This window comes from Streptomyces sp. NPDC051976, from assembly GCF_040680795.1.
Taxonomy (GTDB): Bacteria; Actinomycetota; Actinomycetes; order Streptomycetales; family Streptomycetaceae; genus Actinacidiphila.
Genome location: NZ_JBFAXL010000007.1, coordinates 263585 through 280539 on the forward strand (window position 1 = coordinate 263585; position 16955 = coordinate 280539).

Consider the following 16955-nt stretch of genomic DNA (forward strand, 5'->3'; position numbering starts at 1 on the left):
GCCTGGCTTCTTCTACGCGCGACCTCCGGGACATCTGACCAGCCAGACTCAGCGGGGCTGCCCTCAGCGTCACCTGCCATCGGCGCCCCGTCATGGCTCGCCACCTTGACAGGATCTGAGCTGCCCTTTGAGGCACCTGACAACCCATCAGGACGGGCGTCAAATGAGCGTCAATACACCTCGGAGAGCGTCATTCGAGCGTCAAGATATCGCCCGTAACGCCCATAGCGCACATCATGCCCATCGACTAAAGCCGCAGGTCAGGCGCCCTTCCCCGTCGGCACCAGGATCGCCACGCACTCCACGTGGTGCGTCACCGGGAAGAGGTCGAAGGCCCGGAGGGTCACCGGGCGGTAGCCCTGCTCGGCGAAGTAGCCGAGGTCGCGGGCGAGGGCGGCCGGGTCGCAGGCGACATAGGCGATCCGGCGGGCGCCCAGGGCGGCGAGTTGGCCCACGGTCTGGCGGCCGGCGCCGGCGCGCGGCGGGTCGAGCACGATGAGGTCGGCCTCGGTGATCCGGGTGCGCGGCAGCACCTGCTCGACCTTGCCGTGCTCGATCCTGACCCGCTCCAGGTCCTGGAGGTTGTGCCGGGCGTCCTCGACCGCGCGCTTGCCGGACTCGATGCCCAGCACCGCGCCCTGGTCGCCGACCCGCTCGCCGAGCGCGCCCGCGAACAGGCCGACACCGCAGTAGAGGTCCAGCGCCATGTCGCCCTTGCGGGGCATCAGCCCGCGCATGACCGCCTCGACCAGCACGTCGGCGGCCTTCGGGTGGCCTTGCCAGAAGCCGCCCTCGCCGACCCGCCAGGTGCGGTCGGCGGCCCGCTCCCGGACGAAGGGGCGGCCGTGCACCCGGTGCACCTGCTTGACCGGCTCGCGCCCGCCGGTCTCCGCGATCCGCTGGACCGAGACCGGCTTGTCCAGCTCGACGATCGGCAGCCGCCCGCCCGGCCGCGGGGTGAGGATCACCTGGCGGTCGTGGGAGCCGGTGGCGGCGATCGCCTCGACGGTGGCCATGTCGGGCCACAGCCGCTTCTCGACGCCCAGCTCGCTGACGCCCGGCGCCGCGATCAGGCACTCGTCGATCACCTCGACCTCGTGCGAGCGGTGCTTGCGCAAGCCCACGCGGCCGTCGGGGTCCACCGCGTACTGCACCCGGGTGCGCCACTGGGGCACCTCGCCCTTGGCGACCTTGTCGCCGGGGGCGGGCTCGACCGTGCCGTCCCAGCCCGCTTCCTCGGGGGTGAGCCCGGCGAGCCGTTCGAGCTGCTCGGCGACGACCGCGGCCTTCAGCCTCCGCTGGGCGCCCGGCGCCGCGTGCTGCCAGTCGCAGCCGCCGCAGCGGCCGGGACCCGAGAACGGGCAGGGCGGCTCGACCCGGTCCTTGGACGCGGTCAGCACCCGTACGGCGTCGGCGCGCAGGAACCGCGCGCCCTCCTCGCCCTCGGTGACCCGGGCCACGACCCGCTCGCCGGGCAGGGTGTGCCGGACGAAGAGCACCTGTCCTGCGTCCGTGCGGGCGACGCAGTGGCCGCCGTGCGCCACCTGGCCGACCTCGACCTCGTACTCCTGGCCGACCAGCGAGGGGGCGGATTCGCTCTGCATGTGGGTGGTGCTCCTGTGCTTCTGGCGGGCGCGGGGCGGGTGGACGGACCGGCCGACCGGCGGGGTGGGACGGGGTCTCGACGGGTGGACGGGCGGCAAGCCCTCCAGTCTACGTCCCCGCGCCCGCCGGTCACGGACCGGCCGTGCTCCCTCACTCCTCGCTCTCGAGGTCGCCCTCCGTCTCCAGGAACACCTGGCGCAGCTGCTCCAGCACCGCCGGGTCCGGCTTCTCCCACATCCCCCGCGACTCCGCCTCCAGCAGCCGCTCGGCGATGCCGTGCAGCGCCCAGGGGTTGGCCTGCTGGAGGAACTCGCGGTTCGTCGGATCCAGCACATACGTCTCGGTGAGCTTGTCGTACATCCAGTCGGCGACCACACCGGTCGTGGCGTCGTAGCCGAACAGGTAGTCGACGGTGGCGGCCAGCTCGAAGGCGCCCTTGTAGCCGTGGCGGCGCATGGCCTCGATCCACCGGGGGTTGACCACCCGGGCCCGGAAGACCCGGGAGGTCTCCTCGACCAGGCTGCGGGTGCGGACCGTCTCGGGGCGGGTGGAGTCGCCGATGTACGCCTCGGGCGCGGTGCCGCGCAGGGCGCGGACGGTGGCCACCATGCCGCCGTGGTACTGGTAGTAGTCGTCGGAGTCGGCGATGTCGTGTTCGCGGGTGTCGGTGTTCTTCGCCGCGACCGCGATCCGCCGGTACGCCGTCTCCATCTCCTCGCGGGCCGGGCGGCCGTCGAGCTCGCGGCCGTACGCGTAGCCGCCCCAGACCGTGTAGACCTCGGCGAGGTCCGCGTCGGTGCGCCAGTCGCGGGAGTCGATCAGCTGCAGCAGCCCGGCGCCGTAGGTACCGGGGCGGGAGCCGAAGATGCGGGTGGTGGCACGGCGTTCGTCGCCGTGCGCCGCGAGGTCCGCCTGGACGTGCGTGCGGACGTGGTTGGCCTCGGCGGGTTCGTCCAGGGAGGCGGCCAGGCGTACGGCGTCGTCCAGCAGGCCGATGGTGTGCGGGAAGGCGTCCCGGAAGAAGCCGGAGATGCGCAGGGTGACGTCGATACGGGGGCGGCCCAACTCCTCGGCGGGGATGGCCTCCAGCCCGGTCACCCGGCGGGAGGCGTCGTCCCAGACCGGGCGGACGCCGAGCAGCGCGAGGGCCTCGGCCACGTCGTCGCCCGCGGTGCGCATCGCGCTGGTGCCCCACAGGGACAGGCCGACCGAGGTGGGCCAGTCGCCGTTGTCGGCGCGGTAGCGCTGCACCAGGGAGTCGGCGAGGGCCTGGCCCGTCTCCCAGGCGAGGCGGGAGGGGACGGCCTTGGGATCGACGGAGTAGAAGTTGCGTCCCGTCGGCAGCACGTTGACCAGTCCGCGCAGTGGCGACCCCGAGGGGCCGGCGGGGACGAAGCCGCCGTTCAGCGCGTGGACGGTGTGGTCGAGTTCCGCGGTGGTGGCGGCGAGGCGGGGGACGACCTCACGGGCGGCGAAGTCCAGGACCGCGGCGACCTGGGGGCCGTGCTCGGTGGGTACGGCGGCCGGGTCCCAGCCCGCGTCGTCCATCGCCTGGACCAGCGCGCGGGCCCGCGCCTCGGCGGCGTCGGCCGCGGTGCGGGTCGCGGCGGACTCGTCCAGGCCGAGTGCCTCGCGCAGCCCGGGGAGCGCCTGGGCGCCGCCCCAGATCTGCCGGGCGCGCAGGACGGCGAGCACCAGGTTGACGCGGTTCTCGCCGGTGGGCGGGGCGCCGAGGACGTGCAGACCGTCGCGGATCTGGGCGTCCTTGACCTCGCACAGCCAGCCGTCGACGTGCAGCAGGAAGTCGTCGAAGCCGCTGTCGTCGGGGCGGTCGTCCAGGCCGAGGTCGTGGTCGAGGCGGGCGGCCTGGATGAGGGTCCAGATCTGGGCGCGGATGGCCGGGAGCTTGGCCGGGTCCATGGCGGCGATCTGGGCGTGCTCGTCCAGGAGTTGTTCCAGGCGCGCGATGTCGCCGTACGAGTCGGCGCGGGCCATCGGCGGCACCAGGTGGTCGACCAGGGTGGCGTGGACGCGGCGCTTGGCCTGGGTGCCCTCGCCGGGGTCGTTGACCAGGAAGGGGTAGATCAGCGGCAGGTCGCCGAGGGCCGCGTCGGGGCCGCAGGAGGCGGACAGTCCCGCGTTCTTGCCCGGCAGCCATTCCAGGTTGCCGTGCTTGCCCAGGTGGATCATCGCGTCCGCGCCGAAGCCGCCCTCGGAGCGCGGTGCGGCGAGCCAGCGGTAGGCGGCCAGGTAGTGGTGGGAGGGCGGCAGGTCCGGGTCGTGGTAGATGGCGATCGGGTTCTCGCCGAAGCCGCGCGGCGGCTGGATGAGGACGATCAGGTTGCCGAACCGCAGGGCGGCCAGGACGATGTCGCCCTCCGGGTTGCGGCTGCGGTCGACGAACATCTCGCCCGGCGCCGGACCCCAGTGCTCCTCCACCGCCGCCCGCAGGTCCTCCGGGAGGCCGCCGAACCAGCGGCGGTAGTCGGCGGCCGCGACACGGACGGGGTTGCGGGCCAACTGCTCCTCGGTGAGCCAGTCCTGGTCGTGGCCGCCCGCGTCGATGAGGGCGCGGATCAGCTCGTCGCCGTCGCCCGACTCCAGTCCCGGCACCGCGGTGTGGCCGAAGTCATAGCCCTCCGCGAGCAGCCGCCGCAGCAGGGCGACGGCGCTGGCGGGGGTGTCGAGGCCGACCGCGTTGCCGATGCGGGAGTGCTTGGTGGGGTAGGCGGACAGCACCAGGGCCAGCCGCTTGTCGGCGGCCGGGATGTGCCGAAGTCGCGCGTGGCGTACGGCGATTCCGGCGACGCGGGCCGCGCGCTCGGGGTCGGCGACATAGGCGGGCAGGCCGTCGGCGTCGATCTCCTTGAACGAGAACGGCACGGTGATCAGCCGCCCGTCGAACTCGGGGACCGCGATCTGGCTGGCCGCGTCCAGCGGCGAGACGCCCTCGTCGCGCTCCTCCCAGGTCGTACGGGAGCCGGTCAGGCACAGCGCCTGGAGGATGGGGACGTCCAGCGCGGTGAGCGCGCCCGCGTCCCAGGACTCGTCGTCGCCGCCCGCCGACGCCTCGGCGGGCTTGGTGCCACCGGCCGCCAGCACGGTGGTGACGATCGCGTCGGCGGCCCGCAGCACCTCGACCAGTTCGGGCTCGGGGGCCCGCAGCGAGGCGACGTACAGCGGCAGCGGTACGGCCCCGGCGTCCTCGATCGCGTCGCACAGGGCGTGCACGAAGGCGGTGTTGCCGCTCATGTGGTGGGCGCGGTAGTAGAGCACGGCGACGGTCGGGCGGCCGTCCGCGGGGCGGTCGGTCCGCTCGGGGCGGGCCAGCGGTCCCCAGGTGGGCGCGGACGCGGGCGCGTCGAAGCCGTGGCCGGTGAGCAGGACGGTGTCCGACAGGAACCGGGCGAGCTGTTCGAGGTTGGCCGGGCCGCCGTGCGCGAGGTAGGCGTGGGCCTCGGCGGCGATGCCGACGGGGACGGTGGAGGCGGCCATCAGCTGGGCGTCGGGGGCCTGTTCACCGGTCAGCACGATCACCGGGCGCCCGTCGGCGAGCAGCAGGTCCAGGCCGTCCTGCCAGGCCCGCAGGCCGCCGAGGAGTCGTACGACCACCAGCGCGACGCCGTCGAGGAGGGCGGGCAGCTCCGCCAGGTCGAGGCGGGCGGGGTTGGCGAAGCGGAAGCCGACCGGGCCGCCTGCCGCGCGGGCGCTCAGCAGGTCGGTGTCGGATGTCGACAGCAGCAGGATCTCGCGGGCGTGCGGGTCGCGCTCCCCGGACGGAGTGGGCATGCGTCGCCTGGCCTTCCTCGGGGTCCGCGCCCCGGGCGGTGTGAGAGTGGTCTCCCCTCGGCCGAAGCCGACTGCGGGGAAAGGGAGTTCCTGGCTCACCCGCCCCCTGGGGGCCGGGTTCACAGTGGCGGGACCGCGCCGGGTTCACACCGGGCTTCCTCCCCTGAGCGCCCTACGGCGTTCGTGGACCGGATGGTCCAGTGGTGAGCATAGTAAGGGCCTTGGGAAGAGCATGGGGCATACGTCCGTCCCAGATGAGCGTGGGTATGCTCACCGCCATGCCCACGGCAACCCCTCCACCGTCGTCCCAGGCCGCACCGGCCGCGCGGGAACGCGGTGACGCCTGCCCCGGGGCGCTGCGGCTGCACGCGGCGGACGACGGGGCGCTGGCCCGTGTCCGGCTCCCCGGCGGTGTGCTGACCGCCGGCCAGGCGCGGGTGCTCGGGGCCGCCGCCGCACAGTTGGGCGACGGCGACCTGCATCTGACGTCCCGCGGCAATGTGCAGTTGCGCGGGCTGGCGGACGGCTGCGGTACGGAACTCGCCGAGGCGCTGGACGCGGCGGGCCTGCTGCCCTCGCGGTCGCACGAGCGGGTACGCAACATCGTCGCCTCACCCCTGTCCGGCCTCGACGGCGTCGCGCCGGGCGACATCCGGCCGTGGCTGACCGCGCTGGACGCCGCGTTGTGCGCGAGCGAGGCGGCCGCGGAGCTGTCGGGGCGGTTCCTCTTCGCCCTGGACGACGGCCGCGGCGACATGACCGGACTCGGCGCGGACGTGATCCTGCGCACGCTGCCGGACGGTGGCGCCTGGCTGGCTCCCGGTGCGGTGCGGGTGACCGCCGGGGATGCGCCGCGCGCCGCGCTGGCCGCCGCCGAGGCGTTCCTGGACGCCGCGCGGTCCCATGGCACGCGCGCCTGGCGGATCCGCGAACTCGGCCTGCCGGAAGCCGAGACGGCCCGGCTGGTCCGCGACCGGCTGACGGCCGAGGGGATCGGCCACGCGGCACATCCCGAGCCGCCGGGCACCTCGGACGGTCCCGCGCCCGGCGTCGTCGGCGACGCCCTTTCCGTCCACGTCCCGCTGGGCCGGATCTCGGCCGCGCAGTGGGCGGAGCTGACCGCCGTCGGCGCCACCGAACTGCGGCTGACCCCGTGGCGCGGTGTGGTCGTCCCCACCGCGGACGCGGCAGGGGCGGCCGGGGCGCTCGCCCGGCTGGGCGCGGCGGGCCTGGTCACCGACCCGGCGTCACCCTGGCTCCGGGTGGGCGCCTGCATCGGCCGCCCCGGCTGCGCCAAGGCGCTCGCGGACGTACGGGCGGACGCGGCGCGCACCCTCGAGCACACCCGCGAGCAGCCGTCCCGGCAGCCGCGCGGCACCCTCCCCCTCTACTGGTCCGGGTGCGAACGGCGCTGCGGGCACCCCCGCGGCGACCATGTCGACCTGGTCGCGGCACCCGGCGGTGGATACCGTCTCTCGTCCGGCGGGGACGCACGGACCGTCCCCACGGCAGACCCCTCCGCGATCCGCGCCGCCCTGACGGCGATCACCCCATGAGCGTCAAGCCGACAGAGAGCAGCGAGAAGAACACCGTGACCACCCACGTCTACGAGAAGGACGGCGCGGCGATCTACCGCCAGTCCTTCGCCACCATCCGCGCAGAGGCGGACCTGGCGGGACTGCCCGCCGACGTCAGCCAGGTCGCGGTGCGCATGATCCACGCCTGCGGGATGGTCGACCTCGTCCGTGATCTCGGCTACACCCCCACGGTGGTGGACCGCGCCCGCACGGCACTGCGCGCCGGTGCGCCGATCCTGTGCGACGTGCAGATGGTGGCCAGCGGTGTCACCCGCAAGCGGCTGCCCGCCGGGAACGACGTGCTGTGCACGCTGTCCGACCCGGCCGTCCCCGCACTCGCGGCACGGCTGGGCACCACCCGCAGCGCCGCCGCGCTGGAACTGTGGCGGGACCGGCTGGAGGGCGCGGTCGTCGCGGTCGGCAACGCGCCCACCGCGCTGTTCCGCCTGCTGGAGATGATCGAGGAGGGCGCGCCCCGGCCCGCCGCCGTCATCGGCGTGCCCGTCGGCTTCGTCGGCGCCGCCGAGTCCAAGGACGCGCTGGCCGCGCATCCGTCCGGTCTGGAGTACCTGGTGGTGCGCGGCCGTCGAGGTGGCAGCGCCATCGCCGCCGCCGCCCTCAACGCGATCGCGAGCGAGGAAGAGTGAACGGCAAGCTGTACGGGGTGGGCCTCGGACCCGGTGACCCCTCCCTGATGACCGTGCGGGCCGTCGAGGTCATCGCCGAGGCGGATGTGATCGCGTATCACAGCGCCCGGCACGGCCGGTCGATCGCCCGGTCGATCGCGGCGCGGCACCTGCGCGAGGACCATGTCGAGGAGCCGCTGGTCTACCCGGTCACGACCGAGACCACCGACCACCCCGGCGGCTACAAGGGCGCCATGGAGGAGTTCTACGCCGAGGCGTCGGCGCGGCTGGCGGCGCATCTCGACGCGGGCCGGACCGTGGCGGTGCTCGCCGAGGGCGATCCGCTCTTCTACGGCTCCTACATGCACATGCACAAGCGGCTGGCCGGCCGCTACGACACCGAGGTGATCCCCGGTGTCACCTCCGTCTCCGCCGCGGCGGCCCGGCTGGGCGCGCCGCTGGCCGAGGGCGAGGAGGTGCTGACCATCCTGCCGGGCACGCTGCCCGAGGAGGAGCTGACCGCGCGGCTGGCCGCCACCGACGTGGCGGTGGTGATGAAGCTGGGCCGTACCTTCGGCAAGGTCCGCCGGGCGCTGGAGGGTTCGGGGCGGCTGGGCCAGGCCCGGTACGTGGAGCGGGCCAGCATGAGCGGGGAGCGGATCGCCGAACTGGCGGACGTGGACGAGGAGTCGGTGCCGTACTTCGCGGTGGCCGTGCTGCCGAGCCAGGTGGACGCGGAGCGGCCCGCCGCGCGGGAGCGGGGCGAGGTGGTCGTGGTCGGCACCGGCCCCGCGGGTCCGCTGTGGCTGACACCCGAGACGCGGGGCGCGCTGGCCGCCGCCGATGACCTGGTGGGATACACCACCTATCTCGACCGGGTGCCGCAGCGGCCCGGCCAGATCCGGCACGGCTCGGACAACCGGGTGGAGGCCGAGCGCGCCGAGTTCGCGCTCCAACTGGCCCGGCGGGGACGGAGGGTGGCCGTGGTCTCCGGCGGCGACCCCGGCGTCTTCGCGATGGCCACCGCGGTGCTGGAGGCGGCCTCCGAGCCCGAGTACCTGGACGTCCCGGTGCGCGTGCTGCCGGGGGTGACCGCCGCGAACGCCGCCGCGGCCCGCGTCGGCGCCCCGCTCGGCCACGACTACGCGACCCTTTCGCTCTCCGACCGGCTCAAGCCGTGGGAGGTCATCGCGGAGCGGCTGCGCGCCACGGCCGCGGCCGATCTCGTCCTGGCCCTGTACAACCCGGGCTCCCGCAGCCGCACCTGGCAGGTGGGCAAGGCCAGGGACCTGCTGCTGGAGTTCCGGTCGCCGCAGACGCCGGTGGTGGTCGCCCGCGACGTGGGCGGCCCTGCCGAGTCGGTGCGGATCGTGACGCTCGGCGAGCTGGACCCGGTGGAGGTCGACATGCGGACGATCCTGCTGGTCGGCTCCTCGCAGACCCGGGTGGTACGGCGGGCGGACGGCGAGGAGATCGTCTGGACCCCGCGCCGGTACCCGGAAGCCTGAGGGTGGGCGGCGCCGCACCGCTCACGGCGCCCCTCCCCCCGGCCCGTCAGCGACCGGGAAGGCCCTGCTGCCCGAAGCGCTCCGCCAGCCACCCGGCCGCTCCCTCGGGGTCGGCCACGACGGTGACGCCCTCGGGCGCCGGGGGCCTGCGGACCACGACGACCGGGAGCCCGGCCTCGCGGGCGGCGGCCAGTTTCGGTGCGGTGGCCGCTCCCCCGCTGTCCTTGGTGACGACGACGTCCACGCGGGTCCGGCGCAGCAGCTCGCGCTCCCCGTCCAGGGTGAAGGGGCCGCGGTCGAGCAGCACCTCCATCCGGGACGGGTGCGGGGGTTCGGGGGCGTCCACCGACCGGACGAGGAACCACAGATCGTCCAGGCCGGCGAAGGCCGACAGCCCCATGCGGCCGGTGGTGAGGAACACCCGCCGGCCCAGCGCGGGCAGCGCCGCCGCGGCCTCCTCCAGCGACCCGACCTCGTGCCAGCGGTCGCCCATGACGGGGACCCAGCCGGGCCGCCGCAGCGCGAGCAGGGGAACATGGGTGACGGAAGCGGCCCGGGCCGCGTTGAAGCTGATGGTCCCGGCGAAGGGATGGGTGGCGTCGATGACCGCGTCGACCGCGTGCGCGCGCAGCCACGCCGCCAGCCCCTCCGCGCCGCCGAAGCCGCCGACCCGGGTCTCGCCGGGCGGCAGCCGGGGACTGGCCACCCGTCCGGCCAGCGAGCTGGTCAGCCGCAGCCCGGGAGCGCCGTGCAGCAGCTCGGCGAGCCGGCGGGCCTCCGTGGTGCCGCCGAGGATCAGTACGTGCATGGGAGTCCGGGTCCGTTCATGAGGAGCAGTGAGGGTCGGGACATGGGTGCGGCGGGCGGCGCCGGCGGGGCGCCGGGTGCCGGCCCGGCCAAGGGCGGGCGCCGTGGCCAGCTCGAACACACCGGGCTGCGGTCCGGCTGGACCACCGGCGCCTGTGCGACGGCGGCCACGACGGCCGCGTACACGGCGCTGCTGACCGGTACGTTTCCCGACCCGGTGACGATCACGCTACCCAAGGGGCAGACTCCGGCGTTCGCGCTGGCCGTGGAGGAGCTGACCGCGGGCGCCGCGACGGCGGGGATCGTCAAGGACGCGGGCGACGACCCGGACGTCACCCACGGAGCGCTGGTCAGGGCCACGGTACGGCCGCTGCCCGCGGGCAGCGGCGTCGTCTTCAGGGCGGGCCCCGGGGTGGGGACCGTCACCCGGCCGGGACTGCCGCTGGCCGTCGGTGAACCGGCGATCAACCCGGTCCCGCGCCAGATGATGCGCGAGCACGTCGCCGAGGTGGCCGCCCGGCACGGCGGCAGCGGCGACGTGGAGATCACCGTCTCCGTCGACCACGGCGAGGAGATCGCCCGCTCCACCTGGAACCCCCGGCTCGGCATCCTCGGCGGGCTGTCGATCCTCGGCACCACCGGCATCGTGGTGCCGTACTCCTGCTCGGCGTGGATCGACTCGATCCGGCGGGGTGTGGACGTGGCCCGGGCGGCCGGGCGCACCCATGTCGCCGGGTGCACCGGGTCGACGTCGGAGAAGACGGTGGTCGCCGAGTACGGCCTGCCCGAGGACGCCCTGCTCGACATGGGCGACTTCGCGGGCGCCGTGCTGAAGTACCTGCTGCGGCACCCGGTGGACCGCCTCACGATCTGCGGCGGCTTCGCCAAGCTCTCCAAGCTCGCCGCGGGCCATCTCGATCTGCACTCCGGCCGCTCGCAGGTGGACAAGGGCTTCCTGGCGGAACTGGCCAGGCGTGGTGGCGCGGACGACGCGCTCGCGGCCGAGGTGGCCGCCGCCAACACCGGTCTCGCCGCGCTGCAGCTGTGCCAGGCCGCGGGTGTGCCGCTCGGCGATCTGGTGGCCGAGGCGGCCCGGGACGCGGCGCTCGCCGTCCTGCGGGGCGCGCCGGTCGCGGTGGACGTGCTGTGCATCGACCGCGCGGGCACGGTCGTGGGACGCGGCGCGGTCAAGCCCTGAGTCCCGCTACGACCCGGAGGGCGTCCGGCAGTCGTCGTGCCGTTCCCGCTCGCGCTGCGGCGAGTACAGATGGCTGTCGCCGAACTGCTCCGCCCCCAGGGTCCGCCCGACCATGATCACCGCGGTGCGCAGCACGCCCGCCTCCTTCACCCGCCCGGCGATCTCGTCGAGGGTGCCCCGGAGGATCAGCTCCTCGGGGCGTGAGGCGAAGGCGACCACGGCGGCGGGGCAGTCGGCGCCGTAGTGCGGCAGGAGTTCGGCGACGACGCGGTCCACGTACTGGGCGGCCAGGTGCAGCACGATCAGCGCGCCGCTGCGGCCGAGGGTGGCCAGGTCCTCGCCCTCGGGCATGGCGGTGGCCCGCTGGGCGACCCGGGTGAGGATGACCGTCTGGCCGACGGTCGGCACGGTCAGCTCCCGTTTGAGGGCGGCCGCAGCCGCGGCGAACGCCGGTACGCCCGGCACCACTTCGTACGGCACCCCGGCCGCGTCGAGCCGCCGCATCTGCTCGGCGACCGCGCTGAACACCGACGGGTCGCCGGAGTGCAGCCGGGCCACGTCGGCGCCGCGCTCGTGGGCGCGGACCAGTTCGGCGGTGATCTCGTCCAGGTCGAGCTGGGCGGTGTCCACCAGGGTCGCGTCCGGCGGGCACTCGGCGAGCAGTTCGCGCGGCACCAGGCTGCCCGCGTACAGGCAGACCTGGCAGGAGGCGAGCGTCCGGGCGCCGCGCACCGTGATCAGGTCGGCGGCGCCGGGGCCGGCGCCGATGAAGTACACGGTCATCTGTCTGCTCCTGGAGAGGGGTTGACGGCCTTCTGTACGGCCCACTGGGTGACGGGCATCGCCTGGCGCCAGCCGGTGAAGCCGCCCACGGGTACGGCGTGCGCCACCGCGATCCTGACCAGCTCGCCGCCGTGGCGGCGGCAGGCGGCGGCGAGCAGTGCCTCGGACTCCAGCGTGACCGTGTTGGCCACCAGCCGTCCGCCGGGCGGCAGCGCCTCCCAGCAGGTGTCGAGGAGGCCGGGGGCGGTGAGCCCGCCGCCGACGAAGACGGCGTCGGGGGTGGGCAGGCCGGCCAGCGCGGCGGGCGCGGGGCCGGTGACCACGCCGAGTCCCGGCACGCCGAGGCGTTCGGCGTTGCGGGCGATGCGCGCGGCGCGCACCGGGTCGCGTTCGACGGTGAAGGCCCGGCAGGAGGGGTGGGTGCGCATCCACTCGACGGCGATCGATCCCGAGCCGCCGCCGACGTCCCACAGCAGCTCGCCCGGCGCGGGGGCGAGGGCGGCGAGGGTGGCGGCGCGGATGTGCCGCTTGGTGAGCTGCCCGTCGTGCTCGTACGCCTCGTCGGGCAGGCCCGGCACCGCGCCCAGCCGCGGTGCGCCCGGTGCCCTGCGGCACTCGACGGCCACGATGTTGAGCGGGTCGCCGGGCGGGTGCGTGCGTGCCCAGTCGTCGGCGGTGGTCTCGGCGGTGGTGTGTTCCCGGCCGCCGCCGAGCTGTTCCAGGACCCGCATCCGGCTCGGCCCGAAACCGCGGTCGCACAGCAGCGCGGCGACCTCACCGGGAGTTCCGGCGTCGGCGCTGAGCACCAGGACGCGCCGCCCCTCGTGCAGATGGGCGGCGAGCCGCGCGGCGGGCCGGCCGACGAGCGTCACGACCTCGACGTCCTCCAGCGGCCAGCCGAGGCGGGCGGCGGCGTAGGACACCGACGAGGGGTGCGGCAGCACCCGCGGTGCCCCGGTCTCCTCGGCCAGGGCGCGCCCGATGCCGTAGAACATCGGGTCGCCGCTGGCCAGTACCGCGATCCTGCGCCCGGCGTGCGCGGCGAGCAGCCGGGGGACGGCGGGGCGCAGCGGCGAGGGCCAGGCGACGCGCTCCCCCGCGCACTCGGGCGGCAGCAGTTCCAGCTGGCGCGGGCCGCCGATGAGCACCTCGGCCGCGCGCAGTTCCGTACGGGAGGACTCGGGGAGGCCGTCCCAGCCGTCGGCTCCGATCCCGACGACGGTGACGGCGGCGGGCGGAGCGGGTCTGGCGGGGGTCACGCTGGGCTTCCTCGCGGTTCGGTGGGGCGACAGGAGCGCACTCTACTGGGCGGTCACCCGCGCTCCCGTGCCCGGTCCGCCCTACTTCTGGCCGTTGCCCTGACCGCTGCCCTGCCCGGTGGACTCCTTGTCCCGGCGCGGCGGTCCGACCGGGCCGCGGCGGATCGAGCCGGGCGCGTTCCACTCGGCCCGCTTGCGGGCCCGCAGCTTGGCGGCCTCGGAGGACTCCAGCTGCCACGGCACCGAGGTGACCATCACCCCGGGGGTGAACAGCAGGCGGCCCTTGAGCCGCAGCGCGCTCTGGTTGTGCAGCAGGTGCTCGTACCAGTGGCCGACCACGTACTCGGGGATGTAGACGCTCACCACATCCCGCGGGCTGCTGCGGCGCAGGCCCCTGACGTACTCGATGATCGGCCGGGTGATCTCGCGGTACGGCGAGTCCAGCACCTTCAGCGGTACGTCGATGGCCCGCTCCTGCCACTCGGCCTGGAGGGCCTTGGTGTCGGCGGGGTCGACGTTGATGCTGAGCGCCTCCAGGGTGTCGGAGCGCATCAGCTTGGCGTACGACAGGGCGCGCAGGGTCGGCTTGTGCAGCTTGGAGACCAGCACGATGGAGTGCACCCGGGACGGGCGGACGTAGTCGTCGCCGGGCTGCTCGTCGGCGGCGATCTCGTCGGCGACCCGGGTGTAGTGGCGGCGGATCGCGGTCATCAGGGCGTAGAAGCAGATCATGCCCAGCACCGCGACCCAGGCGCCGTGGGTGAACTTCGTCAGCAGCACGATCACCAGCACCAGGCCGGTGAAGAAGGCGCCGAAGGCGTTGATCGCCCGGGACTTGTGCATGTGGCGGCGCTTGGCCTGGTCGGTCTCGGTGCGCAGGTGGCGGTTCCAGTGCCGGACCATGCCGGTCTGGCTGAGCGTGAAGGAGACGAACACGCCGACGATGTAGAGCTGGATCAGCCGGGTGGAGTCGGCGCCGTAGATGAAGACCAGGACGGCGGCGAAGCCGGCGAGCAGCACGATGCCGTTGGAGAAGGCCAGCCGGTCGCCGCGGGTGTGCAGCTGGCGCGGCAGGTAGCGGTCCTGGGCGAGGATCGAGCCGAGCACCGGGAAGCCGTTGTAGGCGGTGTTGGCGGCCAGGAACAGCACCAGCGCGGTGACGGCGGCCAGGAAGATGAACGGGATCGAGTTGTGCCCGAAGACCGCCTCGGCGACCTGCGCGATCACCGGGTCCTGGGTGTAGCTCGGGCCGACCGGCTTGCCGTGGTTGAGCAGGTCGGTGGCCGGGTTCTCGGCCATCCGCACCTTGGTGTTTATCGCCAGCGCGATGATGCCGCAGAACATGGTGACGGCCAGCAGGCCCATCGCCGCCAGCGTGGTGGCGGCGTTCTTGGACTTGGGCTTCTTGAACGCCGGGACGCCGTTGCTGATCGCCTCGACACCGGTGAGCGCCGCACAGCCGGAGGAGAAGGCGCGCAGCAGCAGGAAGAACAGGGCGAAGCCGCCGATGCCCGCGTGTTCCGCGTGGATGGTGTAGCCCGCGGTGGGCGCGTGCATGTCGTGGCCGGTGGCGATCTTGATGATGCCCCAGGCGATCATGCAGAAGACGCCGAAGACGAAGGCGTACGTCGGGATGGCGAAGACCGTGCCCGACTCGCGCACCCCGCGCAGGTTCATCACCATGAGCAGGAAGATCATGCCGACCGCGCCGAGCACCTTGTGGCTGACGAAGAACGGCACCGCCGAGCCGAGGTTCTCGATACCGGAGGCGACCGACACCGCGACCGTGAGGACGTAGTCGACCAGCAGCGCGCTGGCCACGGTGAGTCCGGCCCGCGGCCCCAGGTTGGTGGTGGCGACCTCGTAGTCACCGCCGCCCGAGGGGTACGCGTGGACGTTCTGCCGGTAGGAGGCGACCACGGTGAACATCAGCACGACGACCGCGACCGCGATCCACGGGCTGAAGTGGTACGCCGAGGCCCCCGCGATGGACAGCACCAGCAGGACTTCACCGGGTGCGTAAGCGACGGAGGACAGCGGGTCGGATGCGAAGACGGGTAGCGCGAGCCGCTTGGGGAGCAGCGTTTCCCCCAGCTTGTCGCTGCGCAACGCCCGGCCGATCAGGATCCGTTTCGGCAGGTCGGTCAGTTTGGACACCCCGCGATGTTAAGGGATCGTCAATACCGACGCTCCCCCCACTGCCCTACGGAGTGTGGCGAACTTGTGCGTCCGGTGGACGCAACCTTCTGGCTCCCTCCGCGCGTGTGTAGCTTTGGCCGCGGTCTGAGACGCTTGGTACGACGCACAGGGAACATCCAGGATTTCGGCGGTAACGCCAGGAACGCTGTCAGGCGGAAGGACGGTCGTGCACGTCGTGATTATGGGATGCGGGCGAGTGGGCTCCACTCTCGCGCACTCTCTCGAACAGCAAGGTCATACGGTCGCGGTGGTCGACCAGGACCCGACGGCCTTCCGTCGTCTGGGCTCCGGGTTCGGCGGGCGGCGGGTGACCGGAGTCGGGTTCGACCAGGACACGCTGCGCGAGGCCGGAATCGAAGAGGCCGGGGCCTTCGCGGCCGTCAGCAGCGGCGACAACTCCAACATCATCGCGGCCCGGGTGGCCCGCGAGATGTTCGGCATCGAGAACGTGGCGGCGAGGATCTACGACCCGCGCCGCGCCGAGGTGTACCAGCGCCTCGGCATCCCCACGGTGGCCACGGTGCGATGGACCGCCGACCAGATGCTGCGCAGGCTGCTGCCCTCGGGCGCGGAGCCGCTGTGGCGCGACCCCAGCGGCGGGGTGCAGCTCGCCGAGGTGCACACCTCGGCGGCGTGGATCGGCCACAAGGTCAGCAGGCTGCAGGACGAGACGGGTGTGCGTGTGGCATTCCTCACCAGGCTGGGCGAGGCGATGGTGCCGACGTCCCAGACCGTCCTGCAGGAGGGCGACCTGGTGCATGTGATGATGCGCACGGACGCCGTCGAAGAGGTCGAGGCGGCGTTCGCCAAGGGTCCCGAGGAGGCGCACTGATGAGAGTCGCCATTGCCGGGGCAGGGGCCGTCGGCCGGTCGATCGCCGCCGAGCTGCTGGAGAACGGGCACGAGGTGCTGCTCGTCGACAAGAACCCCACCTCCATCTCGGTGGAGCGGGTCCCGCAGGCCGAGTGGCTGCTCGCCGACGCCTGCGAGATCACCTCGCTGGACGAGGCGGCGCTGCAGCGCTGCAACGTGGTGATCGCCGCCACGGGTGACGACAAGGTCAACCTGGTCGTCTCGCTGCTGGCCAAGACCGAGTACGGCGTCCCGCGGGTCGTCGCCCGGGTGAACAACCCGAAGAACGAATGGCTCTTCAACGAGTCCTGGGGTGTGGACGTCGCCGTCTCCACCCCGCGGCTGATGTCGGCGCTGGTCGAGGAGGCCGTGAGCGTCGGCGACCTGGTGCGCCTGCTCAGGTTCAGCCAGGGCGACGCGAACCTGGTGGAGCTGACGCTGCCGGAGGAGGCCGCGCTGGTCGGCACCCGGGTCGGCGACGTGGAGTGGCCGCAGGACACCTCGCTGGTCACGATCATCCGCGGCAACCGGGTGCTCACGCCGTCCAAGGACGACGCTCTGGAGGCCGGTGACGAGCTGCTGTTCGTGGCCGCGCCACACCGCGAGGAGCAGTTGGAGGACCTGCTGTCCGTACAGGGCGGCGAGACGGCGGGCTGACGCCCTCGGTGCCGGAACGGCGTGTGGGCCCCGACCACGGGTGGGGGGCCCACCCCGGTGCCGTTGAGGGGGGGGGGGTGGGGGGCGTAAGGGCC

The 16955-nt window shown here is 73.8% G+C and carries 12 protein-coding genes and 1 riboswitch; of the genes, 6 read left to right on the plus strand and 6 right to left on the minus strand.

Annotation, left to right across the window (positions count from 1 at the left end; genetic code table 11):
* Nucleotides 1-260: 260 nt before the first annotated feature.
* Both AB0M29_RS11265 and cobN read right to left on the minus strand, forming a co-directional pair.
* Nucleotides 261-1604 (minus strand): TRAM domain-containing protein, encoded by a 1344-nt coding sequence (locus AB0M29_RS11265; RefSeq protein WP_365381935.1) that lies wholly within the window; start codon nucleotides 1602-1604, stop codon nucleotides 261-263.
* Between the two features lie 151 nt (nucleotides 1605-1755).
* A complete protein-coding gene (gene cobN, locus AB0M29_RS11270; protein WP_365381936.1) occupies nucleotides 1756-5394 on the minus strand; it encodes a cobaltochelatase subunit CobN in 3639 nt (1212 codons plus the stop codon).
* Nucleotides 5395-5478: 84 nt separating this feature from the next.
* Nucleotides 5479-5555, minus strand: a riboswitch (cobalamin riboswitch).
* Nucleotides 5556-5660: 105 nt separating this feature from the next.
* On the opposite strand from cobN, the gene AB0M29_RS11275 reads away from it, so the two are divergent.
* The 3 genes from AB0M29_RS11275 to AB0M29_RS11285 are packed head-to-tail and all read left to right on the plus strand — an operon-like array spanning nucleotide 5661 to nucleotide 9105.
* Nucleotides 5661-6950 (plus strand): cobalamin biosynthesis protein CobG, encoded by a 1290-nt coding sequence (locus tag AB0M29_RS11275; protein WP_365381959.1) that lies wholly within the window; start codon nucleotides 5661-5663, stop codon nucleotides 6948-6950.
* Nucleotides 6947-7618 (plus strand): precorrin-8X methylmutase, encoded by a 672-nt coding sequence (locus AB0M29_RS11280; protein ID WP_365381937.1) that lies wholly within the window; start codon nucleotides 6947-6949, stop codon nucleotides 7616-7618. Before AB0M29_RS11275 ends, AB0M29_RS11280 begins: the two co-directional genes overlap by 4 nt.
* Nucleotides 7615-9105: a precorrin-2 C(20)-methyltransferase gene (locus tag AB0M29_RS11285; protein WP_365381938.1), complete on the plus strand. Its 1491-nt coding sequence runs from the start codon at nucleotides 7615-7617 to the stop codon at nucleotides 9103-9105. The genes AB0M29_RS11280 and AB0M29_RS11285 overlap by 4 nt, the downstream gene beginning before the upstream one ends.
* 46 nt (nucleotides 9106-9151) lie before the next feature.
* On the opposite strand, the gene AB0M29_RS11290 is transcribed toward AB0M29_RS11285, so the two are convergent.
* On the minus strand, nucleotides 9152-9913 hold the full coding sequence (locus tag AB0M29_RS11290) for a cobalt-precorrin-6A reductase (RefSeq protein WP_365381939.1): 762 nt from the start codon (nucleotides 9911-9913) through the stop codon (nucleotides 9152-9154).
* Between the two features lie 42 nt (nucleotides 9914-9955).
* On the opposite strand from AB0M29_RS11290, the gene AB0M29_RS11295 reads away from it, so the two are divergent.
* Nucleotides 9956-11110 carry a cobalt-precorrin-5B (C(1))-methyltransferase gene (locus AB0M29_RS11295; RefSeq protein ID WP_365381940.1) on the plus strand — a complete coding sequence of 385 codons (1155 nt, stop codon included), beginning with the start codon at nucleotides 9956-9958 and terminating at the stop codon, nucleotides 11108-11110.
* Nucleotides 11111-11116: 6 nt separating this feature from the next.
* Here the strand turns inward: AB0M29_RS11295 and cobM are convergent, their stop codons facing one another.
* The 3 genes from cobM to AB0M29_RS11310 all read right to left on the minus strand — a co-directional run bounded on the left by cobM (nucleotide 11117) and on the right by AB0M29_RS11310 (nucleotide 15309).
* On the minus strand, nucleotides 11117-11893 hold the full coding sequence (gene cobM / locus AB0M29_RS11300; RefSeq protein ID WP_365381941.1) for a precorrin-4 C(11)-methyltransferase: 777 nt from the start codon (nucleotides 11891-11893) through the stop codon (nucleotides 11117-11119).
* On the minus strand, nucleotides 11890-13152 hold the full coding sequence (gene cbiE / locus AB0M29_RS11305; protein ID WP_365381942.1) for a precorrin-6y C5,15-methyltransferase (decarboxylating) subunit CbiE: 1263 nt from the start codon (nucleotides 13150-13152) through the stop codon (nucleotides 11890-11892). The genes cobM and cbiE overlap by 4 nt, the downstream gene beginning before the upstream one ends.
* An 81-nt stretch (nucleotides 13153-13233) precedes the next feature.
* Complete coding sequence (locus tag AB0M29_RS11310) at nucleotides 13234-15309, minus strand: APC family permease (RefSeq protein WP_365381943.1); 2076 nt, start codon at nucleotides 15307-15309, stop codon at nucleotides 13234-13236.
* Between the two features lie 208 nt (nucleotides 15310-15517).
* On the opposite strand from AB0M29_RS11310, the gene AB0M29_RS11315 reads away from it, so the two are divergent.
* Nucleotides 15518-16183: a TrkA family potassium uptake protein gene (locus AB0M29_RS11315; RefSeq protein WP_365381944.1), complete on the plus strand. Its 666-nt coding sequence runs from the start codon at nucleotides 15518-15520 to the stop codon at nucleotides 16181-16183.
* Complete coding sequence (locus AB0M29_RS11320; RefSeq protein WP_365381945.1) at nucleotides 16183-16860, plus strand: TrkA family potassium uptake protein; 678 nt, start codon at nucleotides 16183-16185, stop codon at nucleotides 16858-16860. The genes AB0M29_RS11315 and AB0M29_RS11320 overlap by 1 nt, the downstream gene beginning before the upstream one ends.
* Nucleotides 16861-16955 lie beyond the last annotated feature (95 nt).